This window comes from Halopseudomonas sp., assembly GCF_047631575.1.
GTDB lineage: Bacteria > Pseudomonadota > Gammaproteobacteria > Pseudomonadales > Pseudomonadaceae > Halopseudomonas.
In genome coordinates this window covers 376,492-402,489 of record NZ_JBLIAB010000002.1, presented here as the reverse complement: position 1 = coordinate 402,489, position 25,998 = coordinate 376,492, and the positions used below count along the sequence as shown (strand labels likewise).

Here is a 25,998-nt window from a genome sequence, read left to right as displayed (position 1 = left end):
GCCCGGCGCCCGATAGGACGCTGGGCGTTTTTTTGTCTGAACCTTTTGGCTAGACGATCTCTTGTATTGCAGTATGTTCTGCGGCTTGTTTTTTACGCTCGGTGCCCCCATCTTTGAAACCATGGACACATTTATTACGGGTGCGGTCAATTTGCGCCCCCCAGCGAGCGAGTCTCATTCATGACGACACCTAGCGAATATCCGCTTCTGCCATTGCGTGACGTAGTGGTTTATCCCCACATGGTGATCCCGCTGTTTGTGGGACGCGATAAATCCATCGAGGCTCTGGAAGCGGCAATGGCCGGTGACAAGCAGATCCTGCTGGTCGCGCAGCGCGACCCGAGTGAAGACGACCCGGGCCAGGACGGGGTCTACAGCTTGGGCATAGTCGCAACTATTCTGCAGTTGTTGAAGTTACCTGACGGCACCGTCAAGGTCCTGGTTGAAGGTGAACAGCGCGCGCGTATCGAACAGATTGATGAATTAGGCACCTACCAGATGGCCCGCGCAGTGCTTCTGGAAGAAAGTCTGCTCGACGAGCGCGAAGCAGAAGTCCTGATTCGCAGCCTGATGAGTCAGTTCGAACAGTTCGTGCAGCTGGGTAAAAAAGTGCCGGCCGAAGTACTGTCTTCGCTCTCAAGTATTGAGGATGCGGGTCGCCTGGTGGACACCATGGCCGCACATCTCACGCTCAAGCTCGATCAGAAACAGGAAATCCTTGAAATTCTTCCCCTGCGTGATCGGGTAGAGCACGTTCTGGGTGTGCTCGATAATGAAATCGATCTGTTGCAGGTTGAGAAGCGCATTCGTGGTCGGGTCAAGAAGCAGATGGAGCGCAGCCAGCGCGAGTACTATCTGAACGAGCAGATGAAAGCGATCCAGAAAGAGATGGGTAGCGGCGAGGACGGTAATAACGAGCTGGATGAGCTCAAAGCCAAGGTCGAAGCCGCCGGTATGAGCAAAGAGGCACATGCAAAGGCTACGGCTGAGCTGAACAAGCTTAAAATGATGTCGCCGATGTCCGCAGAGGCGAGCGTGGTCCGCTCCTACATTGAATGGTTAAGCAATGTGCCGTGGAAGACGGCCAGCAAGGTACGTTACGACCCCGAACGTGCCGAAGGTGTCCTGGATGCCGATCATTACGGCCTTGACGAGGTCAAGGAGCGGATTCTCGAGTACCTGGCAGTACAGAAGCGTGTTCGTAAGCTCAAAGGCCCTGTGCTCTGTCTGGTAGGCCCTCCTGGTGTGGGTAAGACGTCGCTGGGCGAATCCCTGGCGCGTGCGACCAATCGCAAGTTTGTGCGTATGGCCCTGGGCGGAGTGCGTGATGAAGCCGAAATCCGCGGTCACAGGCGTACCTACATCGGATCCTTGCCGGGCAAAGTGATTCAGAAGATGTCCAAGGCTGGTGTGAAGAATCCGCTGTTCCTTCTGGACGAGATCGACAAGATGGGTACTGACATGCGTGGCGATCCCTCGTCAGCGTTGTTGGAAGTGCTTGATCCCGAACAGAATCACAACTTCAACGATCACTATCTGGAAGTGGATTATGATCTTTCGGATGTGATGTTTATCTGTACCGCTAACTCAATGAATATTCCCGCTGCATTGCTTGATCGCATGGAGGTGATCCGTATCCCGGGCTACACCGAAGACGAGAAGATCAACATTGCTGAGCGTTATCTGGTTGCCAAGCAGATCAAGAACAACGGTCTGAAAAAAGGTGAGTTGACCTTCACGCGCGAGTCACTGCGCGACATTGTGCGGTATTACACCCGCGAAGCCGGTGTTCGGGGCCTGGAAAGGCAGATTGCCAAGCTGTGCCGAAAGGTTGTCAGGACCCAGGTTGGCAGCAAAAGTATGAACACTGTGCTGGTTGATGGGGAATTGCTGGAAGAGTTGCTTGGTGTGCACAAGTTCAAGTACGGTCTGGCCGAAGAATCGGATCAAATCGGGCAAGTCACCGGCTTGGCGTGGACCCAGGTGGGTGGCGAACTACTCAGCCTCGAAGCCGCTGTAGTGCCGGGTAAGGGCCGTCAGATCAAGACGGGCTCACTGGGTGACGTCATGCAGGAGTCGATCAGTGCGGCCCTGACCGTGGTGCGTAGTCGAGCCAGCAGCCTGGGTTTGAGTGCTGACTTCCATGAGAAAAATGATATCCACATCCACGTCCCCGAAGGCGCTACACCCAAGGATGGACCCAGTGCAGGCGTGGGCATGTGTACCGCTTTGGTCTCGGCATTGACCCGTATTCCCGTGCGTGCAGATGTCGCGATGACCGGCGAAATTACCTTGCGCGGCCAGGTTCTACCGATCGGCGGCTTGAAGGAAAAGCTGCTCGCCGCTCACCGCGGCGGTATCAAGACGGTGATCATTCCTTACGATAATATCCGCGATCTCAAGGAGATCCCGGACAACATCAAACAAGATATTGAGATAAAGCCGGTAAAATGGATTGACGAAGTGCTGCAGATTGCGCTGCAATACATGCCGGAGCCCTTGCAAGAAGGGGTTGAAGAGATGGTTGCAAAGGATGACAATCAGGCTACCGATACGAAGAAGCGTATCAGTACTCACTGAGGTAGCAGCGGTCCGCTTCCGAACAGGTATCCAACAGGGTAATCTGTTCGCGAGCGGACCGGTGATACCACAGGCATTCCTTGACACGGTTTTTGACCGCTTGCTATAAAGCGTGCTTCGACCTTTGCGGGTATGCTGACTGGCCACAGCTTTGCTAAGACCACAAGCTTACATAACGACCAATAACTCATTTAAAAATTAATAAGGGGACTTAGAGTGAACAAGTCAGAATTGATTGATGCCATTGCTGCTTCCGCCGATATTCCTAAAGCTGCTGCCGGCCGTGCTCTTGACGCCGTCATTGAGTCCATCACTGATGCCCTGAAGGCTGGTGATTCGGTTGTGCTGGTTGGTTTTGGTACTTTCGCCGTGAAGGATCGTGCAGCCCGTACCGGTCGAAACCCACAGACTGGTAAGCCGATTGAGATCAGCGCCGCCAAGATCCCGGGTTTTAAAGCTGGTAAGGCATTGAAGGACGCAGTTAACTAAGCGCGTCCAGTAACTGATTGTGTTTGTTGGGGTGCAAACCCTAGTATCTACTTCGAACCATAGCTAGACGTAGCCATCAAAGCTGTTGTGGCTAGCTAGCACTTAATGTGGTTCGGTCAGTTTCCAGAAAGGCGCATCACACCTGATGCGCCTTTTTTGTTTAAGACAGAATAAGAGGCCGGCGGTCGATGATCGACGGACCATGCAGCGCCGCAGAGCGGCTGCAATGACTAGGGTTTCGGGGGCAAGATGCTGCAACAAATGAGGGACAATGCACAAAGTTGGGTCGCTAAGGTGATCGTAGGTGTCATTGTGCTGATTTTCGCTTTGACCGGTTGGGAATCCATCAGCCGTTTTTCGAGCAACGAGCAAACCGCTGCAGAAGTGAACGGCACGCTTATTAGCAAGATTGAGCTGGAACAGGCTGTTGCGCTGCAACGTCGCCAACTGGTCGAGCAACTCCAGCAACTTAACGATAGTTTTGACCCGAACCTTATAGATGATGCCCTCCTGCGCAAATCGGTACTCGACGGATTGATTGAGCGCGCGGTGCTGGTTGAAGGCGCCCGGGATTTTGATCTGCGCATCTCCGAAATCATGATTGATCAACTTATGCTCGCCACACCTGATTTTCAAGTAGACGGTCAGTTTGACGCCAATCGTTTTGACATCGTTATCCGTAACATGGGCCTGGGTTCGCGTCTGGCTTTCCGTGATCTGGTTCGCCAGGAGTTGTTGTTGGCCCAGCTACGCAACGGGTTTGAAGCGACTGCATTCGCAACACCCGGTGAGCGTTTGCAATTGGCTCGATTGGAAGAACAAACCCGCGATTTTGCGGCGATCGAATTGTTCATCCAGCGTGACGAAACGACCGTCACCGACGAAGAGATCGAAACCTACTATAGTGCCAATGCCGAACAGTTCATGACCGAAGAACAGGTTGTACTGGAAGCGCTTACCTTGTCGCGCGATACCTTCTTTTATCAGGTCCAAATCGACGAGCTCGCCTTGCAATCTCTGTATGAACGCGAGATAGGTAATTTGACCGAGCAGCGTCGCGCTTCGCACATCCTTATTGAAGTGTCTGGCGAGGTGAGTGAGGAGCAAGCACAGAAGGAAGCAGAAGCGATCGCTGCGCGTCTTGCACAGGGCGAGGAGTTCGCTCAGTTGGCCGAAGAAGTCTCCGATGACCTTGGAACTGCCGGAATGGGTGGTGATCTGGGTTATTCGGTACGTGGCAGCTTCGATCCCGCCTTTGATGAAGCCCTGTTTGCACTGCAAGACGGGGAGGTATCGAAGCCGGTACTTACCAGTTTTGGTTACCATCTGATTAAATTGACTGACGTGACGGCGCCTGAGCTGCCGAGCTTGGAGTCCATGCGTGAAAGTCTGGTTCAGGACCTGAAGACTGAACAGGTTGAGCGTCAGTATGTGGAGGCTTCCCGCGAATTGGCAAACCTGGCCTACGAGTCGCCGGACCTTGAAGAACCCGCTCGGGCGTTGGGTCTGGAAGTTGAGACAATCGGGCCCATCGGGCGTCAGGGTGTTGAGGGGTTGACCTCCAATACCCGGGTAATGGCCGCTGCCTTTGAAGAAGATGTGCTAAAGGATGGTCTTAATAGCCAGCTGCTGGAACTCGACGCGGATACCTCCGTGGTCGTTAGAGTGAAGCAACACATGCGTGCCCAGCAGCGCCCTCTGGAGGAAGTATCGCTCGACATAGCGGATACCCTGCAGTTTCAGAAGGCAGTTGATCAGGCCCGTGAGCAGGCAAGCGAGAGGGTCTCTGCCCTTCGGGAAGGCCGTACAGAGCCTGCCCAGCTAGCTGAAGAACTGGGAAAGTCATGGGAGCGACATGAAGCAATAAGTCGGTCCAATAACGAGATGCCACAGACGTTATTGAGAGAGGTCTTTGCCATGCCCAGACCAACAGACGACAAGCCTGTATATGGCCATGTTCGTCAGCCCGACGGCAGTCAGTGGGTTGTTGAATTACGCGGTGTGGCAACGCCTCAATCGCTTGAAGCTGCCGCGCAGAGTGATCTCTACCAGCGCTATATTTCTGGGCAGACAGGGGAGCAGGATTTCACCGCGTTACAGGAAAGCCTGAAAGAACGCGCGGATATAGAGCGCTTCTGACAAAAAAGCCGCAGTTTATTTAAACTGCGGCTTTTTTTGCCAACTGCTTGAAGCTGAAAATAGTCGCTGATCAGTCTTCCAGGTTGCCCATAGCGGTGATGTTGAAGCCGCCGTCAACGTACATAATTTCTCCTGACACCCCCGAAGCCAGATCTGAGCAAAGAAACGCACCGGCATTGCCGACTTCGTCAATCGTGACGTTGCGGCGCATCGGAGTCTGTTTCTGGTTATGCGAGAGCATTTTGCGGAAACTCTTAATGCCGGACGCGGCGAGTGTCCGGATAGGGCCCGCAGATATCGCGTTTACCCGTGTGCCTTCAGGACCTAGGCTGGTAGCCAGGTAGCGCACGCCGGCTTCAAGACTGGCCTTTGCCATGCCCATCACATTGTAGTTGGGCATGGTGCGCTCTGCGCCCAGATAGGACAGTGTTAGCAGGCTACCATTGCGGTCTTTCATCAGTTCGCGGCCGGCCTTGCCCAAGGCAATAAAGCTGTATGCGCTGATATCGTGTGCGATGCGAAAGCCTTCGCGTGTGGTTACCTCGGTAAAGTCACCATCCAATTGGTCGCCGGGTGCAAAGCCTACCGAGTGCACGATACAGTCCAGCCCGTCCCATTTTTGCGCCAATTGGGCAAAGGCCCCTTCGATCTGGGTATCGTCGGCCACATCGCATGGAAAGCACAACTCTGGCCCGGAGCCCCATTCGGCGGCAAAACCTTCTACGCGAGCTTTTAGTTTTTCGTTTTGATAAGTGAATGCCAGCTCGGCACCTTCACGGTGCATTGCCGCAGCGATGCCCGAGGCGATGGATAATTTGCTGGCGACGCCAACGATTAGTACACGCTTACCGCTTAAAAATCCCATGCTTGTTTCCTGTTTTTCTACTAGGCCGGTGAATAGGGGGCCATGTTGATGGATACCGGTTTGGCGAAGGCGGCTTCGAGCAGCTGATGAGTATATTCATGCTGCGGTGAAGCAAATATCTCCCTGGCCGAACCCTGTTCGACGATTTCACCCTGGCGTATAACCATCAGTTCGTGACTGAGGGCTCTGACGACAGCCAGGTCGTGGCTGATAAATAAATAACTCAGATTGTGCCTGTACTGAAGGTCGCGGAGTAACTCGACGACCTGCCCTTGTACTGTTCGATCCAATGCGGAGGTCGGTTCGTCCAGCAGGATCAGCGATGGCTTCAGTACCAGTGCCCGGGCAATGGCCACCCGTTGTCGCTGCCCTCCGGAAAATTCGTGCGGGTAGCGATGTCGGCTGGTGGGCTCCAGTCCCACCTCCTCAAGCGCCTGAATAACCATCTGCTCACGCTCCGCAACCGTGCCGATGCGATGAATCTCCAGTCCTTCGCTGATGATCTGTGCGATCGACATACGCGGGCTCAGACTGCCAAAGGGATCCTGAAAGACAACCTGAAATTGTCTACGCATCGGTCTCACTGCATTCTGGCTCAAACCGTCCAAGCGCATGCCATTACATTCTATTAGGCCCTGGCTCTCGACCAGGCGTAGCAAAGCCATCCCGAGCGTCGTCTTGCCCGATCCGCTTTCACCAACGATACCCAGCGTATGGCCGGCTTTGAGTGTGAAAGAGACATCAGTAACCGCTTTGACATGATCGACTGTTCGGCGCAGCACGCCTTTGCGAATCGGAAACCAGACCCTGAGCTGCTCAGTCCGCAGTATGATCGGTGCGTCTGGCTTAACCGCAACCGGATCGCCCGTCGGATCGGCTGCGATCAAACGCTGGGTGTACTCATGCCGCGGGTCGGCGAAGAGTCTTGCGCATTCATTTTCTTCGACGACGCAACCCTGATACATGACACATACCCGGTGGGCAATTCTGCGCACTAGGTTCAGATCGTGGCTAATAAGTAAAAGCGCCATGCCGAGTTTTTGCTGTAGCGATTTGAGCAGCTCGAGTATTTTCAGCTGGACGGTGACATCCAGCGCGGTGGTGGGTTCGTCGGCTATCAGCAGCTCCGGCTCGTTGGCCAGAGCCATTGCAATCATCACGCGTTGACGTTGACCACCGGACAGTTCGTGTGGGTAGGCACCTAGCCGGCTGACAGGGTTAGGAATACCCACTAAGTCAAGTAGCTCAAGGGTGCGAGCGCGCGCAGCGGGTTTATTCAGCCCTTTATGCAGCACCAGTACTTCGTTTATTTGCCGCTCAACCGTGTGTAGGGGGTTCAGTGAGCTCATGGGCTCCTGAAAGATCATCGAGATGCGATTGCCGCGTACCTGACGCAGCCGCTTCTCACTGGCCTGTAGAAGGTCTTCGCCCTTGTAAAGTATCCGGCCGCTGGGATGATGTGCCTGGGGGTAGGGCAGCAGGCGCAGAATAGAGTGAGCTGTGACGGACTTGCCTGAGCCGCTTTCGCCCACTAGAGCGAGGGTTTCGCCGGGGCGAATGTCAAAGCTGACATCACGCACGGCCATCACCTGCTCATGTTCACTGGCAAAAGCGACACTGAGATTTTCGATCCGAATCAATGGCTGATCTGACATGTCATTTCCTGGGGTCGAAGGCATCGCGCAAGGCCTCGCCGATAAATACCAGCAGGCTTAGCATTAGAGATAGCACCACAAAGGCTGTTATGCCTAGCCAGGGTGCCTGAAGGTTCGCCTTGCCTTGGGCTATGAGCTCGCCTAGTGACGGCGAGCCGGCTGGCAGGCCGAAGCCCAGAAAGTCCAGAGACGTTAAGGTAATAACGCCGCCGGTGAGAATAAACGGGAAAAAAGTCAGGGTTGCGACCATCGCATTGGGCAGAATATGCCGGAACATGATGATGCGGTTGCTTGCACCCAAAGCCCGGGCGGCACGCACGTACTCCAGATTGCGTCCGCGGAGGAACTCGGCACGTACAACGTCAACCAGTGCCATCCAGGAAAACAGTAGCATGATCCCCAGCAACCACCAGAAGTTTGGTTGTACGAAGCTGGCCAGGATAATCAGCAGGTACAGAACGGGCAGTCCGGACCACACCTCGATGAAACGTTGGCCAACAAGATCCACTCGGCCACCATAGAAACCCTGAATCGCGCCCACGACGACGCCGATAATTGAGCTGAAAATAGTCAGCGTCAGCGCAAAGAGCACCGAGATGCGAAAGCCGTATATCACCCGTGCAGCCACGTCCCGTGCCTGATCGTCGGTGCCCAGCCAGTTATCCCATGAGGGCGGCGCTGGGGCCGGTACCTGAAGATCATAGTTGATGGTATCGTAGCTGAATGGGATGGGCGGCCAGAGCATCCAGCCGTCACCTTCTTCTTCTATCAGGTTACGGATGTAGGGGCTGCGGTAGTCGGCGGTGATCGGAAATTCGCCTCCAAATTCCGTCTCGGCATAACGATTGAGCACCGGGATATAGAGCGCGTCCTGATAACTGACGAGCAGAGGCTTGTCGTTAGAGATGAGCTCGGCACCCAGGCTCAGTACAAACAGTACCAGAAATATGTGTAGCGACCACCAGCCGCGGCGATTAGCCTTGAACAGACCGAATCGGCGTCGGTTGAGTGGGGAGAGCGACAATCCGAAAGCCATGCTCAACCCTCCCTGCTTTCGAAGTCGATGCGCGGATCGACCAAGGTATAGGTGATATCACCGATCAGTTTTACCACCAAGCCAAGCAGCGTAAATATGAAGAGGGTACCAAACATGACGGGGTAATCGCGGTTGATTGCCGCCTCAAAGCCCAGGAGACCGAGGCCGTCGAGGGAAAAGATGACCTCTACCAGCAGTGCGCCGGTAAAGAACACACTGATTAGCGCCGAGGGAAAGCCGGCAATGATCAGCAGCATGGCGTTGCGAAATACATGACCGTAGAGCACCCGACCAGCTGACAGGCCCTTGGCCTTGGCGGTGACCACATACTGCTTACCGATCTCATCGAGAAAGCAGTTCTTGGTCAGCATTGTTAGAGTGGCAAAACTGCCAATCACCATTGCCGTAATGGGTAGGACCAGGTGCCATGCGTAATCTTTGATCTGCTCCCAGGCGCTTAGCTCTTCCCAGTTGTTGGAAGTCAGGCCGCGCAGTGGGAACCAGTCGAAATAGCTGCCACCGGCAAATATCACTATCAGCATGATGGCCAGCAAAAATCCAGGTATTGCGTAACCGACGATAATCAGCGAACTGGTCCATATGTCAAAGGTAGAGCCATGTCGAACCGCCTTGCGAATGCCCATGGGTATCGAGATCAAATAGGTGATCAGAGTGGTCCAGAGCCCCAGAGAGATGGAGACGGGCATCTTCTCGATGATCAGGTCGATCACGCTGGCGTCGCGAAAGAAGCTGTCGCCAAAATCAAGGGTGGCATACCCCTTGATCATCAGCCAGAAACGCTCCGGCGCTGGCTTGTCAAAGCCGTACATGCGTTCGATTTCGGCAATAATGTCCGGATCCAGGCCTTGGGCGCCGCGATAGCTGCTACCACTTGCCACCTCACCTTGCATGCTGCCGGAGATGCGGCTGGTGGCGCCTTCAAAGCCTTCTAGATTGGCAATCATCTGCTCTACCGGGCCCCCGGGGGCGGCCTGGATGATCAGAAAGTTAATCAGCAAAATGCCGAACAGCGTCGGAATGATTAGCAATAGTCGGCGGACAATGTAAGCCAGCATGCTTAGTCTTCCTGGACTGTAATGGGAACGGATATGCCTTTCAGTGCAGCGGCTTTGTTGGCGTCTACCCACCAGGTATATAAACCCAGGTCATACCGCGGCGAGATCTCCGGGCGACTGAATTTATTCCAGTGCGCCACCCTGTAGGCTTTGGTATGGAAATTGGGGACCAGGTAATGACCTGCCAGCAGCGCTCTGTCCAGCGCACGGGTGTGGGTAATCAGCGATTCTCTGGAGTCGGCGCGGATCAATCCTTCGACAAGGGCATCCACAGCCGGGTTCTGCAGCCCCATCAGATTTCTGCTGCCAGGGTTGTCTGCGCTGGAAGAATGCCAATATTCCCGTTGTTCGTTTCCTGGGGAGTTTGACTGGCCGTAACCGCTGACCACCATATCGAAATCGCGGGAGCGCAGACGGTTGATATATTGCGATACATCCACGCGTCGCAGTACTAACTCTATCCCAAGGGATGCCAGGTTGCGCTTGAAAGGCAGCAGAACACGCTCGAAATCCGCCTGGGCAATAAGGAACTCGAAGCTCAGATGCTCGCCTTGAGCGTTCACCAGGCGGTCTTCAACGATATTCCAGCCGGCGTCCTGCAGGAGGGCGTAGGCTTCACGCATCTGTTCACGGATGATGCCCGAGCCGTCGGTCTCTGGCGGAGTGTATGCCTCGCCGAATGCTTCGGCAGGCAGGTTCTCGCGCAAGGGCTCGAGTAATGCGAGCTCGTCTGCGTCAGGCAAGCCGCTGGCACCCAGCTCGGAGTTATCAAAATAACTGACGCTGCGCGTGTAAGCATTGTGGAAGAGGGCTGAGTTGGACCATTCAAAGTCGAACAGCAGGCTGATCGCCTTGCGTACCCGCACATCCTGAAATACCGGTCTGCGCAAGTTGAAGATAAATCCCTGCATACCTTGAACGTTGAGATTGGGTATCTCTTCCTTGACGATCGCGCCTTCGCGTAGGGGGGGGCTGTCGTATCCTGTCGCCCAGTTCTTTGCACTTACCTCCTGATTGAGATCGAACTGACCTGCTTTGAAAGCCTCCAGTGCAACGCCGGTGTCGCGGTAATAGTCGATGACGATACGGTCAAAATTATAAAAACCGCGCTGCACCGGCAAGTCCGCTGCCCAGTAGTCTTTTACGCGCTCGTAGCTGATGTTGCGGCCGCTGTTAACGTTGAGGATCTTGTAGGGTCCGCTGCCTAACGGCGGCTGAAGGGTTGTTTTACCAAAATCCTTGTCTGCCCAGTAATGCGCGGGCAGAACGGGTAGCTGACCGAGTACCAGAGCCAGCTCGCGATTATTACCATTATGGAAATGAAAGGTGACGCTCCGTTCGTCATCTGCGACGACTTCCTTTACGCCTCCATAATAGGCCTTGTAGAAGGGAGCACCTTGCTCGACCAGGGTGTTGAACGTGAAGACTACGTCAGCTGCGGTTATGGGAGAGCCATCATGAAAACGGGCCTCGGGCCGCAGGTGAAAGCGTACCCAGGTGTTGTCGTCAGCCCGCTCGATGCGTTCGGCTACCAGTCCGTACTCGGTAAAGGGTTCATCAAGAGCGTGGAAGGTAAGGGTGTCGTAAATGAGCGATAACTGGTCGGCGCTCGCACCTCTACTGATGAATCCGTTCAGTGAGTCGAAACTACCAAATCCGGATAAGCGTAATGTTCCCCCTTTTGGCGCGTGCGGATTGACATAAGCAAAATGACTGAAATCTTCAGCATAGGCGGGTGGCTCGCCGTACAAGGTCAGTGCATGTGTTCCTGGTGCAGCGACAGCTGTCACAGCAGCCAAAGTCAGCAGGGTGCATCCGCAAAGTAGCTTTATTATTGAAGGCATCAGATAACCTTGTTGTTCTATTGCGAGTCCGGGTCCATCCACCAGCTGCGGATAGCGAGCGAAAAGGGCGGTGCCTCGGGTGATTTCAGCCAGGCGCGATGGGCTATACGATGGTAGTCAATATACCAGTTCGGGATTGTATAGTGTTCCCAAAGTAGCACACGATCCAGCGCCTTGGCCGCAGCAATTTGTTCATTGCGATTGGTTGCTGCGAGCAGGTGTTCGACCAGATCGTCAACTACCGGGTTAGCAATGCCAGCGTAATTACGGCCGCCTTTGACATCGCGCTGACTTGAATGGAAATAGCCGTGCTGTTCCAGGCCGGGAGAGAGTCCCTGGGGTAGGGTGGCGAGGATCATGTCATAGTCAAACTGGTCAAGACGGGCCTTGTACTGGGCGCGATCGACCGTACGAATGCGCATGTCGATGCCGAGCCGGGCAAGGTTGGAACGATAGGGCTGCATAATGCGTTCCAGACTGGGATTGACCAGCAGCACCTCGAAGATCAATTGCTTGCCATCGGCATTCTCAAGTCGCCCGTTGTGCAGGGTCCAGCCTGCATTGTCGAGCAGCTGGACGGCTTCGCGCAGTGCGTTGCGAGGTATGCCCTTGCCGCGGGTGACGGGCAGACGGAATGGCTCGACGAACAACGCCGGCGCCAGTTTGTCGCGGTGCGGCTGCAGATAGAGAAACTCTTGCCCGGCCGGCAGCCTTGTAGCGCTGAAGGGACTATTGGGATAATAACTCAGTGAACGCCGATAGGCGTCGTAGAAGAGAACACGATTGGACCACTCGAAGTCAAACAGCATACCCAGTGCCTTGCGTACCCCGCGTTGGTCGAAAGGGCTTCGGCGACTATTGAAAAACAGTGCTTGGGTGGCGCTAGGGATCGAGTGGGGAATCGCCCGTTTGAGCACGGCGCCGTCGCGTACTGCGGGAAAGTCGTAGGCATTGGCCCAGTTGCTGGCCTTGTGATCGAAGTAAATGTCGAACTCACCCGCTTTGAACGCCTCAAAAGCGACGTTGTTATCCCGATAGAATTCAACCTCCATGCGGTCAAAATTATATTTGCCGCGGTTGATAGGCAGGTCTTGTCCCCAGTAGTCGGCTACCCGCTCAAAGGCCATGCGCCGGCCCGGCTCAACTGAAACAATACGGTATGGGCCGCTATTGAGACCAGGCTCGAAGCTGGTCTGAGCAAATTCGCGGCCCTGCCAGTAGTGCTGGGGCAGCACTGGCAGTTCGCCCAGACGAAGAATCAGCAGTGGGTTGTCGCTACGACTGAAGACGAAACGGATGCGTTTATCACCCAAAATATCGACCCGTTCGACTTCCTGCAGCATAGATCGGTAATTGGGATGGCCTTGCTCGCGCAGTGTGCGATAGCTGAACGCTACATCCCTGGCAGTGATAGGACGGCCGTCATGAAAACGAGCTTTCTTGTGCAGGTTAAAAACGACCCAGCTGCGGTCATCGGCAAATTCCAGACTCTGGGCTATCAGACCGTAGGCCGAGTAGGGCTCATCTCCAGAGGGGTCATACAGCCCTGTGCCGACCATCAGTGTTTCGTTGAGTTCAGTGATGCCGTAATGCGCGAAGTTGCCCGTGTTTACCGGGCTTGTGCCTTTGAGGGTATACGGATTGACGGTATCAAATGTGCCTGATCCCATAACGCGCAGGATGCCCCCCTTGGGCGCATTGGGGTTCACATACTCCAGGTGCTCGAAATTCTCGGCATAGCGCGGTTGACCGTAAAGCGAATAGGCATGCTGACGATAGACGCCGGCTGTGGCGTCAAAGCAGATCATAATCAATAAAAGCAGGATCGCGGAGCGCATGATCTGTTTTACAACTCTCCTTGCGTCCACGGTGCGCGTGGATACTGGGAAATGGTGGTTTGGTGCAATGCGGTTCAGGGGAATTTGAGAGTCAATTGTTGCCCCGGCTGCAGATGTGTACCCACGCGATTGTGTTCGCGTATGCGGTCGACTGCAATATTGAACTCACGAGCGATACTGTACAGCGAATCACCCGGCTTAACGGTATAGACCGTCGCCTTTTCTGAAGCAATGGCGGTGCGCTCAGCAGTGCTCTGCCCAGGGATCTTCAGCGTTTGGCCAACCTGTAAAGCGTGCGTATCGAGCAGATTTCGCTGCTTCAATGAGGCCACGCTGATGTCGTGCTTGCGGGCGATTTCCCAGAGATTGTCGCCGGATCGAACCTGGTAGCTGGTAGCTATGGCGGATGGAGTGGCTCGCGGCGCTGACAAGGGTGTTTGAGCCGAATACGGCAACATCAGTTCCTGACCTACCCGTAAGAAATTGCTGTCGAGCTCGTTGATTTCTCGTAGTGCGGAAACATTAACCTGATGACGACTGGCGATTTGCGACAGATTGTCTCCGGAACGTACCTGATAACGGGTATAGCTAACGTGCTGGTCATCCGGGAGCTCGGCAAGGGCTGTGCTGAATTGTTCCAATCGATCAATAGGGACCAGCAGTTGAAAGGCGCCCGGCGCGGTCACCCGTTGTTTGAACGCAGGATTCAGCTTGATGAAGTCGTCTGTTGTCATGTCCGCCAGTTCAGCGGCCTTGTGCATATCCAATTGACGATCGATAGTGACTGCGGCGAAATAGGGCGAGTCAGCGAGCTCTGGCAACACAGTTCCATGCAGTTGTGGACTGTCAATGATTTGAGATAAAGCCAGCAGCTTGGGCACGTAATTCATCGTCTCCTGAGGTAAGCGCAAGCTCCAGTAGTCTGTAGGCAAGCCGCGCGCACGATTCGCTTCAATCGCCCTGCCAACACAACCTTCACCGCAATTATACGCGGCCATCGCGAGCAACCAGTCGCCGTCGAACATCTGATTGAGCTTTGTCAGGTAATCCAGGGCAGCCTGAGTCGACGCCGTAATGTCGCGCCGGCCGTCATACCAGGAGTCCTGACGGAGGGAAAACACCTTGCCGGTTGACGGAATAAACTGCCAGATCCCCGCTGCTTGTGAGCGTGACAGTGCCATAGGGTTGTAGCCGCTTTCTACAAAGGGCAATAGGGCCAGCTCCAGTGGCATTTCCCGCGCGTCAAGTTGCTCTACAACGTAGTGCAGATAACGCTCAGAACGTTTGCTGGTCAATTCGAAATAGCGAGGCTGGTTGGAAAAAACGCGTAGCTGCCGGTCAATACGGGGGTTGTCGATCGACGTTGGTTCCAGTAAAAAACCTTGGCGGATTCTGCCCCACAAAGTGCGGGCAGTGATTGTCTCTACTTCAGAGCGAGAACCCTTTGCGTTTTTCAGTAATGTAATACCGCGGTTTCGCTCGTATGTTGTTTGCTCAGGACGGTTTTCGCTGCCGGTATCACCCCTGTGCGCCTGTTGCGACGGCGATGTTTGGCAGCCAGCGATAAATGCGAACCCTGCAACAAGGAGCAGGGCCTTACTGGTAATAAGCGTGTTTGAGATAGAAAAAGGCATTGGCAGTTCCGGAAAAATTTGACCGAGTTTAGAAACTCAACCTCGGAGGGTCAAGGAAACATTCGGCGTGTCATTCAGAACTGGTCTTTCCATGCCCGTATCACGGCCAAGGTCTCGGCGCCCGGGTTGACCGATGCATCTTGTCGCTGAGCGGCAGCTGCGACCACATCTGGCTCCTGTGCACGCATGAACGGGTTGGTGCGCTTCTCCAGCCCTATGCTGCTGGGCAGGGTAATTCTGCCCGCCGACCTTAGGTCGTCAACCACCTCCATGCGTACTTTGATATCGTTGTTGGCGGGCTCGACTGCGCGGGCGAATCTCAGATTGGCCTGGGTGTATTCATGGGCACAGTACACACGGGTGGAATCGGGTAGGGCTTTTAACCGCTCCAGTGACGCATGCATCTGCACGGCAGTTCCCTCAAATAGCCGACCACATCCCCCGGCGAACAGAGTGTCGCCGCTCAGCAGCCAGGAGTCTTCGTGGTCATCGCAGTAGAAAGCAATATGATCAAGGGTGTGGCCGGGTACCGCTATCACCTGTAATGTCTTGCCCAGAACGGTGATTTCGTCGTCATCGTTGAGGCGTCGATCGAGACTGGCAATTGACCCGTGGGCAGGCCCCCAGATCCGGCAGTCGGTAGCTGCCTTGAGCGTCGCCAGACCTCCGGTATGATCGCGGTGGTGGTGGGTAACGAGTATGTGCCGCAGCTGGTATTCCGGGTGCCGGCCCAGCCAGGCGATGACCGGTAGGGCATCACCTGGATCCACTACCGCAGCCTCTTGCCGCTTGGAATCCAGGATTAGCCATATATAGTTATCCTGAAAAGCCGGTAATGCTATGAATTCGAGCATATAGCTGATGCCTTCAACAGAATGAGTCCTTATCTTATAGGACTAGGTGCATCAATATAAAGCAGGCTTGAACGCAGTTAGCGAAACTTAACGATCATCCAGCCAGCGAGGCAATGGTGGATATACACAATGACGCCAGCGCAGGCTCCATAAGCCAGGCAGATCTCGTGCGTTTGATGCGTGAAGCGCGCCACTGGCTAGAGACGCCCGCAGGCCAGATGCTTCTGGGTCAACAGCGGTTGGTTGCGCAGGAAGTTCTGGAGCGCTGTTTTGGCCAGCACATGGTGCAGTATGGACTGGCACCTGAGCTGATGGACGGTAGTCAGTCGATGCTGCAAAATCGGTGGCATTTTGACTTGATCGGCGATCCGCCGACAATGCCTCTCGATGAAAGCCAATGGCCCTTCGCTCCCCAGTCCCTCGACGTCGTCCTGTTGCATCATGGTCTGGATTTTTGTTTGGCACCCAGAACCCTCTTGCGTGAAGCTGGGCAGGCCGTACGTGCGGGCGGACATATACTGGTTTTCGGATTCAACCCATGGAGCAGCTGGGGCTGGAATCACTTTGCTGGTCGCAGCTGGCTCAGTGAAGCAGGATTCGTTAGTCCCGCTCGGCTGTCTGACTGGCTCGAGGTGCTGGGTTTCGCAGTAGAGAAACGTATTGATGGATGCTATCGTCCGCCGCTGAAAACCCAGCGAGGCCTTGACCGCCTGTCACGCATTGAGCAATGGGCTGCTCGTCACGGACTGCCCTGTGGTGGGTTCTATTGCTTGATAGCCCGCCGACAGATGCTGGGTGCCGCGCCGCGCAAACAAAGCGTCAGAGCTTTTCCTGCGTTGGCATCGCCACCGCTGGCTGCTGGCAGCAGACGAACGCATAAACGGAACACGAAATGACCCACACCATTGAGATATTTACCGACGGCGCCTGCAAGGGTAATCCCGGGCCCGGAGGCTGGGGCGTGTTGATACGCCTTGGCGAAAACGAGAAGTCCTTGCATGGCGGTGAGCTGCTTACTACCAACAATCGCATGGAGTTGATGGCTGCGATCATGGGGTTGCGAGCGTTAAAGCGTACGGCAAAAGTGATCCTGACCACCGATTCGGAGTACGTGATGAAAGGTATTGGTGAGTGGATGCCTAACTGGAAAAAGCGTGGTTGGAAAACCGCCAGCCGGCAGCCGGTGAAGAACGCTGATCTATGGCAATTGCTCGACGAACAGGTTAATCAGCACGAGGTCGAATGGCGTTGGGTTAAGGGTCACAGTGGTCATCGCGAAAATGAGATTGCTGACGACCTCGCCAACATGGGCGTACAGCAAGTGCTGAGCAATAGGGGTAATACTCATGCGTGAAGTCATTCTCGACACCGAAACGACGGGTATCGATCCACGCAGCGGACACCGTATTATCGAAATTGGCTGTGTGGAGCTGATCGATCGTCGTCTGACCGGTCGCCACTATCATGTCTACATCAATCCCCAGCGCGAGGTCGAGGAGGGAGCGCTGGCAGTGCACGGCATAACCGACGCCTTTCTTGCTGACAAACCCCTGTTCGCTGACGTGGTTGAAGGGTTCATGCAGTTCGTTAAGGATGCCCGGCTGGTCATCCATAATGCCCCGTTCGACATCGGCTTTCTGGACACCGAACTGCAACTTATGGCATCCCCCCATGGGTGCATGGCCGATCACTGCGGGGTGGTTGATACCCTGAAAATGGCACGGGAAAAGCATCCCGGGCAGCGCAACAGTTTAGACGCGCTGTGCAAGCGCTACATGGTAGATAACTCTCAGCGCGACTTGCACGGTGCATTGCTGGATGCGGAGATACTGGCTGACGTTTACCTGATCATGACCGGCGGCCAGACTGCGCTGTCCCTTGCAGGCCAGGGCACGGGTGATCAGGAGCAGAACAGCAATGGCGTTAGCGCCATTCGGCGACTCGATCCGGCCAGTCGTCCAGCGTTGCGCGTGGTGGTTGCCAGCGACGCAGAATTGCAAGCCCATACCGAACGACTCGCAGCGATCAAGAAAGCCGCCGGATTCGCTTTGTGGGAGGGACGACCGGTCGAATGACCGGTCAGTTGCATTCAGATCCAAAGATTGACGGCCAGCAGACCGACGCCACCTAGCACCAGGGTATAGGGCAAGGCCATGTATACCATTCGCCCGTAAGACAGCCGTACCAGTGGTGCGACAGCCGAGGTTAGCAAGAACAGAAACGCCGCCTGTCCGTTAGGCGTTGCAACGCTCGGTAGGTTGGTACCCGTGTTGATTGCAACGGCCAGGCGTTCGAACTGCTCACGACTGATCGCACCACTTTCAAGACTCTGCTTGATTTCGCTGATATAGACGGTGGCGACGAACACGTTGTCGCTGATCATCGAGAGTAATCCGTTAGCGATAAAGAACATGCTTGGTTGCGACTCTGGAGGCATCGCCAGTACCGCATGAATGATCGGACTGAACAGGTGTTGTTCATGAATGACCGCGACGATGGCGAAAAACACGACCAATAAGGAGGTAAAGGGGAGTGCTTCCTGAAAAGCCTTGCCTATCTGGTGTTCGTCGATGATGCCGTTGAATGATGCGATCAAGATGATGACCATCAAACCAATGAAACCAACTTCGGCAACGTGCAGTGCAAGACCCGCTACAAGTAAAACCGCCGCTAGCGCCTGCACAGCCAGCGCTACTTTTTGTGGCATCATTCGCTTGGCTTTTTCTTCCCGGGCAAAGTCTTCAAGCACTCGTCGTACCGGCCTTGGCAGGCGGGCTCCGTAGCCAAACCAGCCAGTCTTTTCCAGGAGCAGACAGGTGGCCAGTCCCGCCGCGAGTACGGGCATACTGACGGGCGCCATAAGCATAAAGAATTCCACAAAGTCCCACCCTGCGACGCGGGCAATCAACAGGTTTTGTGGCTCGCCTACCATGGTGCAGACACCCCCAAGTGCCGTGCCGACTGCACCGTGCATCAGTAAGCTGCGCAGAAAGGCCCGGAACTCTTCGAGATGTTCGCGGTGCAAGGGTTCATTTTCTTCAGAGTTGGAAGCCCCAGTGCCCTCCTGGCTTGAACTGGCTGATGCCACCTTGTGATAAACACCGTAAAAGCCCACCGCAACACTGATGATGACGGCGGTCACTGTGAGCGCATCAAGGAATGCTGACAGAACGGCGGCCACCAGGCAAAAAGACAAACCCATCAGGGATTTAGATCGTATTCCTAGTATCAATTGAGTAAAGGTAACTAGCAGCAGCTCTTTCATGAAATAGATGCCGGCAACCATGAAGATCAGCAACAGAATGACCGGAAAGTTAGTCAATACTTCCGCATATAGTGCCTCCGGCGAGGTCATTCCTATCAATAATGCTTGTATTGCCAACAAGCCGCCGGGTAGCAGCGGGTAGCATTTTAAGGCCATTGCCAGGGTAAAAATAAACTCAATGACCAGAATCCAGCCTGTTATGTAAGGGCCGGCCAGCCACAGGAGCAGCGGGTTCAGCAGCAGAAAGGCGACGATAGTACGCTTGTACCACCCGGGGGCTTGCCCCAGGAAGTTGTTTGCCAGTGCGGGCAACACGGAGGTGGTCATTGGGAAATCCTGTTATAGGGGAGGGGAAGAGTGCTCTGAATGCTGTCTTGACTAGCCTGCCAAGACGGCATTCAGAGTGTTCCTCGATCTTGTGACGCCAGCGTTCAGGGTTTTCGCCGCTCCGGCGGCGCTCAGCTGCGGATTTTCCGCTTGCGATCATACAGCAGGCGGTGAGGTCGGTCAGGTGGTAACCTCGTTAGCCAACAGCATTCCCTATGCCATTGATCCCTATACTTGTTATATTCGGTCTTTTGTAACAATCTTGAGTCAATAGGCGTTATTCCCGATCCGCAATACTATTGTTGGAGTACATATCCATGCCCGAGTATCAAACGCTGCTGGTAGAACAGCTGGACAGCGTCGCCCACGTCAAGATCAATCGTCCGGAAAAGATCAATGCGATGAACGTCAAGTTCTGGGAAGAGATCATCGCCGCTTTTGACTGGATAGATCAGACTGACAGCGTGCGTGTGGTGATCATCTCGGGTGCCGGACAACATTTTTCAGCCGGTATCGACTTGATGATGCTGGCTCAAGCTGCGAGCGGCATGGGTTCGGATATCGGCCGTAATGCGGATATCATTCGCCGCAATGTGCTGCGCCTGCAGAGATCATTTAACGCAGTAGATCAGTGCCGTAAGCCAGTGATTGCCGCCATTCACGGCTACTGTATTGGTGGGGCTATCGATTTGATTACGGCCTGCGACATGCGTTATTCGACTGCCGATGCCCATTTTTCGATCAAGGAAATCGATATGGGAATGGCGGCGGATGTCGGCACATTGCAGAGATTGCCGCACCTTATCGGTGATGGCATGATGCGTGAGCTCGCATATACAGGGCGCTCTTTCGACGGCAAGGAAGCGGCAGCGATGGGTTTGGTCAATCGAACTCACGCAGACCATGGCGCGTTGTTGAGCTCGGTAATGGGCATTGCCCGTGATATAGCCAGTAAATCACCCCTGGCTATTCGTGGTACCAAGGAAATGATTCGCTATAGTCGTGATCACAGTGTCGAGGACGGTCTTAATTACATTGCTACCTGGAATGCGGCAATGCTCCAGTCCGAAGATCTAAAGCTGGCAATGACAGCGCATATGGCCAAGAAAGTTGCTGAATACGCCGATTGATAGCGCGTCACGCTGACGGCAGGGAAGTGAGGAGAAAACGCGATGCTAACGGGCGCCACATCACTGGATCTTATCAGGGAAGAACTCTTCGCCAGCATGGGTGAAGTGGAAGATTTGTTGCAGCAGTTCCTCGAAGATCGGCACAACGGTACCCTGCTGCAACAGGCAATCGAAGGACTTCACCAGCTCCGTGGCACCTTGACGCTGATCGAGCTGCGCGGCGCAGCACTGTTGCTGACTGAAATGATGGAGTTGGCGACGGATATTCCGGAACACGATGGGACTGACCGCAACGAGCCCCTGTCAGCCTTGTGCGATGGACTGTTCCTGCTGGAGCGTTATCTGCAGCAGTGTCGGCATCAGGGTTTCGAGCGTCCCGAATTGCTGTTGCCAGCGATTAATCAATTGCGCTCCCATCGCGCCGAAGCAGCCCCCTATCCGGAAAGTCATTTCTACGCCTTGAATGCCACGGAGCTGCCGCTTGATTTACGTTCCAACGGTTCAGTTGCTGAGCCGCTGGATAAACGTACGTTCAACCGGCTGCGTCAAATGTATCAGCTTGGCCTGTTGGGTATTATTCGGGGTGATGGGTTTGCCGGATCTGCGCCACTAATGCTGCGCGCGCTGCAGCGCTGGGAGACGCATCTGGATGCCCAGGCGGCTACGTTATGTTGGGCAGCCGCGGCAGCGCTGGAGGCCTTGGAACGGACACCCTTGCAGCTCACACCCGCGCGCAAGAAATTATTCGCCCAGCTCGATCGGGTCATCAAGCAGTCTGACGTGCGCGACCAGAATGAATCTCCCCGATCGCATCCGCAACTGCTCCGAGAATTTGTTTATCTGAGCGCTCTGGCCGACGATACCTGCGAGCGGTGCATTCAGGTCAAAAGCGCTTTCAACCTTCCCGATCCGGGTTATACCGAAATTGAATTGCAGGCGGCCTTCCTGCGTTTGCGCGGGCCGGGTGTGGATGTCATGCGCTCGGTGGCCGAGGCCTTGCGAGAGGAAATAACGGCGATCAAGGATCTGCTGGATCTGCTTGCACGTAACGCGGGAGACGCCGAGCAATCGTTGGCTACCCTTGCCGCTGCGCTCGAGCGGCTATGGAAAACTCTGGCCATGCTCGAACTGAATACGGTTGCCGGCGCCATTGAAGAGGCGGCGGGACAGCTGAGGTACTGGAAAGCGAACGACATGCCTTTGCTAGAAAAGATCGCCGACGCCGTACTGCAGGCAGAAACTGCCGTTAATCGGTTGGACGAGAAGGGCAGCGATGTAGGGCCTGTTCCGGGCGCGGGACCAGTTGACAGTAACGAGCCGGTCGAGCTCAAGGAAGCCCGGATCGTGTTGATCGAAGAGTCGCAGGCTGGTCTTTCGCTGGCCAAGCGCGCCATTACCGCTTACATGGAGTCAGGGAGCGACATCATGCACCTGATGAACGTGCCCTCGACGCTGGAGACAGTCCGTGGCGGTCTTATCTTCCTTGGTATGACCCGCGCTGGGCATATTATTCAGCAGTCCGCCCGGTTTATTCAGGAAAACATGCTCGAGCGTCAAACGCCGCCGGAGGCGCAACAGCTTGAAGTGCTTGCAGATGCGTTGACCGGGATTGAGTTCTATCTTGAGTCAGCCGAGCGCTCTGCTGTGGCGAACGTTGATGTATTGAAGCTGGCCGAAGAAAGTCTGGCCCAACTCGGTTACCAGGTGGTAGGCGTTTAATGAGTACAAGCAATAGACGTTTTGTTCCGGCTACGCGTACCGCGCGAATCGAAGATAAGGACTGGGTAGTCATCTACCAGGAAGAGCAGTTCGGCATGCTGCAGGGCCGCTTTCTGCATGAGCCCGACACCGTTCGTTTTCTGGGGAATGTAGAACATCAGTTGCTACTTGGACACCTGGATGAAAAGCCCTGTCACCTCTTGCGTTTAAGCGATACAGCATCTTTACCCGGGCTTACCTGGCATCCCCTCAGGGGTTTGATAGGTCAAATTGATGATGACCTTTTTCGGTTGCTCGGTCTGGCCCAACAGCTCGATGCTTGGTACGACAGTCATCGCTTCTGTGGTCGCTGCTCTGCTCCCATGCAGCCGCGGGGCGAGGAACGTGCGATGGAATGTGCTGAGTGCGATCTACGCCAATATCCCAAGCTTGCGCCTTGCATTATCGTGCTCATAACCCGGGGCAACGAGGTCCTGCTGGCACGTGCCCCGCATTTCCGTTCGGGCTTCTTCAGCACTCTGGCCGGTTTTATCGAGCCAGGTGAATCTGTCGAAGAATGCCTGCATCGTGAGGTGATGGAGGAGGTAGGTCTGGAGGTGGACCAACTGGAATACTTGGGTAGTCAAAATTGGCCATTCCCCAACTCGTTGATGATGGGTTTCCATGCGCGCTATGTGAGCGGTGACATAGTTCCGCAACCTGGCGAGATTGAGGAGGCTGACTGGTGGCCGGTCGATCAATTGCCTGGCATTCCACCTCAAGGCACTATCTCGCGCTGGCTGATTGATTGCCATCTCGCCCGTCTTGGCGGTCATCCACTCCCGTCTGTCCCTGCCTGATAACCTACAGGAGATACCATGCAATATTACGGTCTTGCCGGCTTAGTGCTGGTCGTTGTTGCACTGATCCTGCTGACCGTGCTCCGTGCCGGCTGGCGACTGTCCTGGCTATTGCCCTGGTTGAAAGGCAATCTCTTGTTGTTGGCCGTGTTTTTTGCCGCAGGATTAACGATATCCGCCTGGGAGCTGCAACAGTTCAAGGTGCTGGAGACGGGCGCCAATGTCGCTACTCTTGAGTTCCGCAAGCTAGGGCCCCAGCAGTATGAGGTTATTTATACGGCGGGTGCTGAGCCTCAGTCGATTCCGCTGAAAGGCGATCTGTGGCAGCTCGACGCTCAAGTCCTGCGCTGGCAGGGTATTGGGTTGGCGGTTGGGCTGAGGGATGGCTATCGACTGCATCGACTCACTGGGCGCTATCTGACGCTGGAGCAACAGCGGGGACTTTTGTCCGACGAGCAGAGAGGCGTATTACACCAAACCCCCGCATGGCGCGATGCTTGGCGTTGGCTTGATCGTCTGGAGGGTGGGGCTATTCTGGAGGCCGATGCATTCTTACTTCGATTCATGCCGATCGCAGAAGGTGCCCGGTTTGGAATCGAGATTGGTGAAACAGGCTTGACGCCAGTGCCGATGAATCGACAGGCGATGAACGCGATGCAGCGTTCGGAGTAAAGAACGCCCGGTCTGACGAATGTCGGACCGGGCTATTTATCAGGCGAGCATGCCGCCGTCCACGTTGATGGCTGCACCTGTGGTGTAGCTCGACGCTTCGCTAACCAGATACAGCACGGTACCGGCCATTTCGCTCGGATCAGCCGCACGACGCAGTGGGATGCTCTGCAGCGCCGTCTTCAGGATAGTGTCGTTGGTGGTCAATGCCGAAGCAAATTTGGTATCGGTCAGGCCCGGTAGCAGCGCGTTGCAACGGATGCCAAACTGCGCGCACTCCTTTGCAAACACCTTGGTCATGTTGATTACCGCGGCTTTAGTGATCGAGTAGATTCCTTGCATCTGTCCAGGAACCATACCGTTTACTGATGCTACGTTGAGAATCGCACCGCCGCCGTTTTCGCGCATCAACTTGCCGGCTTCCACAGACATGAAGAAGTAACCACGGATGTTTACATCCACAGTCTTTTGGAACGCAGACAGGTCAGTGTCCAGCACATTGCCAAAGTAGGGGTTGGTGGCCGCATTATTGACCAGAATGTCCAGCTTGCCGAAGTCACTGCGGATTTTGTCAACGGCGGCGCTGATTTGCGCCATTTCACCGATATGACAAGCCATGGCCGTTGCTTTGCCGCCCGTGGCGATAATCGAATCAGCAACTTCCTGACAGCCCTCGATCTTGCGACTGGTAACAATAACATGGGCACCCTGTTGGGCCAGGAGGCGGGCGATTGATTCCCCGATGCCACGGCTGGCGCCGGTGACTAGTGCTACCTTTCCGTCCAGATCAAACAATTGAGTCTTTTGCATGTTGTTGTCCTCTTCAATGGGTTAGAGAGCGGATTGGCCAATCACTTTGAGGCTTGTCTGCTCGAGCAGTGTGTTCATATGAATAAAGCTGCCGAAGCGCTTATCCTGAGTCTGGCCGTGATAAAAGCGATAATAGATTTGTTGCATGATGCCGGCCAGGCGAAACAGGCCATAGGTGTAGTAGTAGTCGAGATTCGGGATCTCGATGCCAGCCTTTTCTGCATAGTAATCTGCAAATTCCTGGCGGGTAAGCATGCCAGGCGCATGGCTTGGTTGGCGGCGCATCAATTGAATCGCTTGAGGATCGTCTGCCTGAATCCAGTAGGCGAGCGTATTGCCGAGGTCCATCAGTGGATCGCCAATAGTGGTCATTTCCCAATCCAGCACGCCGATGATTTCCATCGGGTTCTTGGGATCAAGAATCACATTGTCGAATCGATAGTCGTTATGCACGAGGCCTGGCTTGGAGTGATCTGCAGGCATTTTCTCGCGTAGCCAGTTCATCACCGTCTGCCAATCAGGTGCATCGGGCGTGGAGGCTTTCTGATAGCGGTCGATCCAGCCTTCGATCTGGCGTTTTACATAGCCCTCGGGCTTGCCCAGATCGGCCAGCCCGCAGGCAGCGTAATCGAGAGTGTGCAGATCGACGAATTTATCGATAAAGCTTTTGCACAGTTCACGAGTTCTGGTTTCATCCAGGCCTAGATCATCGGGTAATTCGGCGCGCAGAATAATGCCTTCGATGCGCTCCATGACGTAGAACTCAGCACCCAGGACGCTTTCATCTGTGCAGTGGGCGTAGACCTTGGGGCAGTAGGGGAAGCCTTCACCCAGCTGCTTGAGAATCCGGTATTCACGACCCATGTCGTGGGCCGATTTGGCTTTTTTGCCAAACGGGGGACGGCGGAGCACGAAGTCCTGGCCGGTGTATGAAACCAGATAGGTCAGGTTTGAGGCGCCACCCGGAAACTGGGTGATAGTCGGTGTGCCTTCCAGTCCGGGAATCTGGCTCTTAAGGTAGGTATCGACCGCTTGCACGTCGAGTTCTTCGCCTTCGCGGATCTGGGTAGCCTGGTCTGTAGCGCTCATGGCTTTCCTTATGATGGTGGTCATGGATAATCAGCTAATCTAATGCAGCTGGATGTTTGTAACAAGCTCAAACGCTCGTTTGAATGGGTTTATCAGGCTTCGTGTTGGTGGGGGATTGGTTGAGGCTATTTTAGCTTAAG

Annotated in this window: 21 protein-coding genes; 10 read left to right on the top strand and 11 right to left on the bottom strand. The window is 54.8% G+C overall.

Annotated features, from left to right (window positions below; translation table 11 throughout):
- Nucleotides 1-180 precede the first annotated feature (180 nt).
- From lon to ACJAXR_RS05900, 3 genes are all read left to right on the top strand, one after another.
- Nucleotides 181-2,580 carry an endopeptidase La gene (gene lon, locus ACJAXR_RS05910; RefSeq protein WP_415057323.1) on the top strand — a complete coding sequence of 800 codons (2,400 nt, stop codon included), beginning with the start codon at nucleotides 181-183 and terminating at the stop codon, nucleotides 2,578-2,580.
- Nucleotides 2,581-2,796: 216 nt separating this feature from the next.
- The gene (hupB, locus tag ACJAXR_RS05905; RefSeq protein WP_150279074.1) at nucleotides 2,797-3,069 is read left to right on the top strand and encodes a nucleoid-associated protein HU-beta; all 273 of its coding nucleotides are present in this window, start codon (nucleotides 2,797-2,799) and stop codon (nucleotides 3,067-3,069) included.
- A gap of 249 nt (nucleotides 3,070-3,318) precedes the next feature.
- A complete protein-coding gene (locus ACJAXR_RS05900) occupies nucleotides 3,319-5,208 on the top strand; it encodes a SurA N-terminal domain-containing protein (protein WP_415057322.1) in 1,890 nt (629 codons plus the stop codon).
- A gap of 70 nt (nucleotides 5,209-5,278) precedes the next feature.
- Here ACJAXR_RS05900 and fabI read toward each other — a convergent pair whose 3' ends face one another.
- The 8 genes from fabI to gloB form a co-directional block, all read right to left on the bottom strand.
- The gene (gene fabI / locus ACJAXR_RS05895; protein WP_415057321.1) at nucleotides 5,279-6,073 is read right to left on the bottom strand and encodes an enoyl-ACP reductase FabI; all 795 of its coding nucleotides are present in this window, start codon (nucleotides 6,071-6,073) and stop codon (nucleotides 5,279-5,281) included.
- A gap of 20 nt (nucleotides 6,074-6,093) precedes the next feature.
- Complete coding sequence (locus ACJAXR_RS05890) at nucleotides 6,094-7,728, bottom strand: ABC transporter ATP-binding protein (RefSeq protein ID WP_415057320.1); 1,635 nt, start codon at nucleotides 7,726-7,728, stop codon at nucleotides 6,094-6,096.
- A 1-nt stretch (nucleotide 7,729) separates the two neighbouring features.
- Nucleotides 7,730-8,752, bottom strand: coding sequence for an ABC transporter permease (locus tag ACJAXR_RS05885; protein ID WP_415057481.1), 1,023 nt, complete (start codon nucleotides 8,750-8,752; stop codon nucleotides 7,730-7,732).
- A gap of 14 nt (nucleotides 8,753-8,766) precedes the next feature.
- Nucleotides 8,767-9,840, bottom strand: coding sequence for a microcin C ABC transporter permease YejB (locus ACJAXR_RS05880; RefSeq protein ID WP_415057319.1), 1,074 nt, complete (start codon nucleotides 9,838-9,840; stop codon nucleotides 8,767-8,769).
- A 2-nt stretch (nucleotides 9,841-9,842) separates the two neighbouring features.
- Nucleotides 9,843-11,684: an extracellular solute-binding protein gene (locus ACJAXR_RS05875; RefSeq protein WP_415057318.1), complete on the bottom strand. Its 1,842-nt coding sequence runs from the start codon at nucleotides 11,682-11,684 to the stop codon at nucleotides 9,843-9,845.
- A 17-nt stretch (nucleotides 11,685-11,701) separates the two neighbouring features.
- On the bottom strand, nucleotides 11,702-13,522 hold the full coding sequence (locus ACJAXR_RS05870; protein WP_415057317.1) for an extracellular solute-binding protein: 1,821 nt from the start codon (nucleotides 13,520-13,522) through the stop codon (nucleotides 11,702-11,704).
- A gap of 74 nt (nucleotides 13,523-13,596) precedes the next feature.
- A complete protein-coding gene (locus tag ACJAXR_RS05865; RefSeq protein WP_415057316.1) occupies nucleotides 13,597-15,156 on the bottom strand; it encodes a LysM peptidoglycan-binding domain-containing protein in 1,560 nt (519 codons plus the stop codon).
- A gap of 74 nt (nucleotides 15,157-15,230) precedes the next feature.
- The gene (gloB, locus tag ACJAXR_RS05860) at nucleotides 15,231-16,010 is read right to left on the bottom strand and encodes a hydroxyacylglutathione hydrolase (RefSeq protein WP_415057315.1); all 780 of its coding nucleotides are present in this window, start codon (nucleotides 16,008-16,010) and stop codon (nucleotides 15,231-15,233) included.
- 113 nt (nucleotides 16,011-16,123) lie between these two features.
- On the opposite strand from gloB, the gene ACJAXR_RS05855 reads away from it, so the two are divergent.
- Genes ACJAXR_RS05855 through dnaQ form a run of 3 tightly spaced genes read left to right on the top strand, consistent with a single transcriptional unit; the run spans nucleotide 16,124 to nucleotide 18,085 of the window.
- Nucleotides 16,124-16,906 (top strand): class I SAM-dependent methyltransferase, encoded by a 783-nt coding sequence (locus tag ACJAXR_RS05855; RefSeq protein ID WP_415057314.1) that lies wholly within the window; start codon nucleotides 16,124-16,126, stop codon nucleotides 16,904-16,906.
- Nucleotides 16,903-17,364, top strand: a complete 462-nt coding sequence (rnhA, locus tag ACJAXR_RS05850; RefSeq protein ID WP_415057313.1) for a ribonuclease HI — start codon at nucleotides 16,903-16,905, stop codon at nucleotides 17,362-17,364. The genes ACJAXR_RS05855 and rnhA overlap by 4 nt, the downstream gene beginning before the upstream one ends.
- Complete coding sequence (gene dnaQ, locus ACJAXR_RS05845) at nucleotides 17,357-18,085, top strand: DNA polymerase III subunit epsilon (RefSeq protein ID WP_415057312.1); 729 nt, start codon at nucleotides 17,357-17,359, stop codon at nucleotides 18,083-18,085. Before rnhA ends, dnaQ begins: the two co-directional genes overlap by 8 nt.
- A gap of 14 nt (nucleotides 18,086-18,099) precedes the next feature.
- Here the strand turns inward: dnaQ and nhaB are convergent, their stop codons facing one another.
- Complete coding sequence (nhaB, locus tag ACJAXR_RS05840; protein ID WP_415057311.1) at nucleotides 18,100-19,602, bottom strand: sodium/proton antiporter NhaB; 1,503 nt, start codon at nucleotides 19,600-19,602, stop codon at nucleotides 18,100-18,102.
- Nucleotides 19,603-19,919: 317 nt separating this feature from the next.
- Here nhaB and ACJAXR_RS05835 point away from each other — a divergent pair, with 317 nt between their 5' ends.
- Genes ACJAXR_RS05835 through ACJAXR_RS05820 form a run of 4 tightly spaced genes read left to right on the top strand, consistent with a single transcriptional unit; the run spans nucleotide 19,920 to nucleotide 23,962 of the window.
- Nucleotides 19,920-20,732: a crotonase/enoyl-CoA hydratase family protein gene (locus ACJAXR_RS05835; protein ID WP_415057310.1), complete on the top strand. Its 813-nt coding sequence runs from the start codon at nucleotides 19,920-19,922 to the stop codon at nucleotides 20,730-20,732.
- Between the two features lie 42 nt (nucleotides 20,733-20,774).
- Complete coding sequence (locus ACJAXR_RS05830; RefSeq protein WP_415057309.1) at nucleotides 20,775-22,451, top strand: ferrous iron transporter B; 1,677 nt, start codon at nucleotides 20,775-20,777, stop codon at nucleotides 22,449-22,451.
- Nucleotides 22,451-23,290, top strand: a complete 840-nt coding sequence (gene nudC, locus ACJAXR_RS05825; RefSeq protein ID WP_415057308.1) for an NAD(+) diphosphatase — start codon at nucleotides 22,451-22,453, stop codon at nucleotides 23,288-23,290. Before ACJAXR_RS05830 ends, nudC begins: the two co-directional genes overlap by 1 nt.
- An 18-nt stretch (nucleotides 23,291-23,308) precedes the next feature.
- A complete protein-coding gene (locus ACJAXR_RS05820) occupies nucleotides 23,309-23,962 on the top strand; it encodes a hypothetical protein (RefSeq protein ID WP_415057307.1) in 654 nt (217 codons plus the stop codon).
- Nucleotides 23,963-24,001: 39 nt separating this feature from the next.
- Here ACJAXR_RS05820 and ACJAXR_RS05815 read toward each other — a convergent pair whose 3' ends face one another.
- Entirely contained in the window at nucleotides 24,002-24,769 is a 768-nt protein-coding gene (locus tag ACJAXR_RS05815) for an SDR family oxidoreductase (RefSeq protein ID WP_415057306.1), read from the bottom strand.
- A 21-nt stretch (nucleotides 24,770-24,790) separates the two neighbouring features.
- On the bottom strand, nucleotides 24,791-25,858 hold the full coding sequence (locus ACJAXR_RS05810; protein ID WP_415057305.1) for a phosphotransferase family protein: 1,068 nt from the start codon (nucleotides 25,856-25,858) through the stop codon (nucleotides 24,791-24,793).
- Nucleotides 25,859-25,998 lie beyond the last annotated feature (140 nt).

Bases quoted from the DNA above. Each gene is read 5' to 3' on its own strand.
- ACJAXR_RS05900 (WP_415057322.1), top strand. From the start codon at position 3,319: ATGCTGCAACAAATGAGGGACAATGCACAAAGTTGGGTCGCTAAGGTG.
- ACJAXR_RS05830 (WP_415057309.1), top strand. From the start codon at position 20,775: ATGCTAACGGGCGCCACATCACTGGATCTTATCAGGGAAGAACTCTTC.
- nhaB (WP_415057311.1), bottom strand. From the start codon at position 19,602: ATGACCACCTCCGTGTTGCCCGCACTGGCAAACAACTTCCTGGGGCAA.
- rnhA (WP_415057313.1), top strand. From the start codon at position 16,903: ATGACCCACACCATTGAGATATTTACCGACGGCGCCTGCAAGGGTAAT.
- ACJAXR_RS05855 (WP_415057314.1), top strand. From the start codon at position 16,124: ATGGTGGATATACACAATGACGCCAGCGCAGGCTCCATAAGCCAGGCA.
- ACJAXR_RS05875 (WP_415057318.1), bottom strand. From the start codon at position 11,684: ATGCCTTCAATAATAAAGCTACTTTGCGGATGCACCCTGCTGACTTTG.
- ACJAXR_RS05835 (WP_415057310.1), top strand. From the start codon at position 19,920: ATGCCCGAGTATCAAACGCTGCTGGTAGAACAGCTGGACAGCGTCGCC.
- ACJAXR_RS05815 (WP_415057306.1), bottom strand. From the start codon at position 24,769: ATGCAAAAGACTCAATTGTTTGATCTGGACGGAAAGGTAGCACTAGTC.
- nudC (WP_415057308.1), top strand. From the start codon at position 22,451: ATGAGTACAAGCAATAGACGTTTTGTTCCGGCTACGCGTACCGCGCGA.
- gloB (WP_415057315.1), bottom strand. From the start codon at position 16,010: ATGCTCGAATTCATAGCATTACCGGCTTTTCAGGATAACTATATATGG.
- ACJAXR_RS05880 (WP_415057319.1), bottom strand. From the start codon at position 9,840: ATGCTGGCTTACATTGTCCGCCGACTATTGCTAATCATTCCGACGCTG.
- ACJAXR_RS05890 (WP_415057320.1), bottom strand. From the start codon at position 7,728: ATGTCAGATCAGCCATTGATTCGGATCGAAAATCTCAGTGTCGCTTTT.
- ACJAXR_RS05870 (WP_415057317.1), bottom strand. From the start codon at position 13,522: ATGCGCTCCGCGATCCTGCTTTTATTGATTATGATCTGCTTTGACGCC.
- ACJAXR_RS05865 (WP_415057316.1), bottom strand. From the start codon at position 15,156: ATGCCTTTTTCTATCTCAAACACGCTTATTACCAGTAAGGCCCTGCTC.
- fabI (WP_415057321.1), bottom strand. From the start codon at position 6,073: ATGGGATTTTTAAGCGGTAAGCGTGTACTAATCGTTGGCGTCGCCAGC.
- ACJAXR_RS05810 (WP_415057305.1), bottom strand. From the start codon at position 25,858: ATGAGCGCTACAGACCAGGCTACCCAGATCCGCGAAGGCGAAGAACTC.
- ACJAXR_RS05820 (WP_415057307.1), top strand. From the start codon at position 23,309: ATGCAATATTACGGTCTTGCCGGCTTAGTGCTGGTCGTTGTTGCACTG.
- lon (WP_415057323.1), top strand. From the start codon at position 181: ATGACGACACCTAGCGAATATCCGCTTCTGCCATTGCGTGACGTAGTG.
- dnaQ (WP_415057312.1), top strand. From the start codon at position 17,357: ATGCGTGAAGTCATTCTCGACACCGAAACGACGGGTATCGATCCACGC.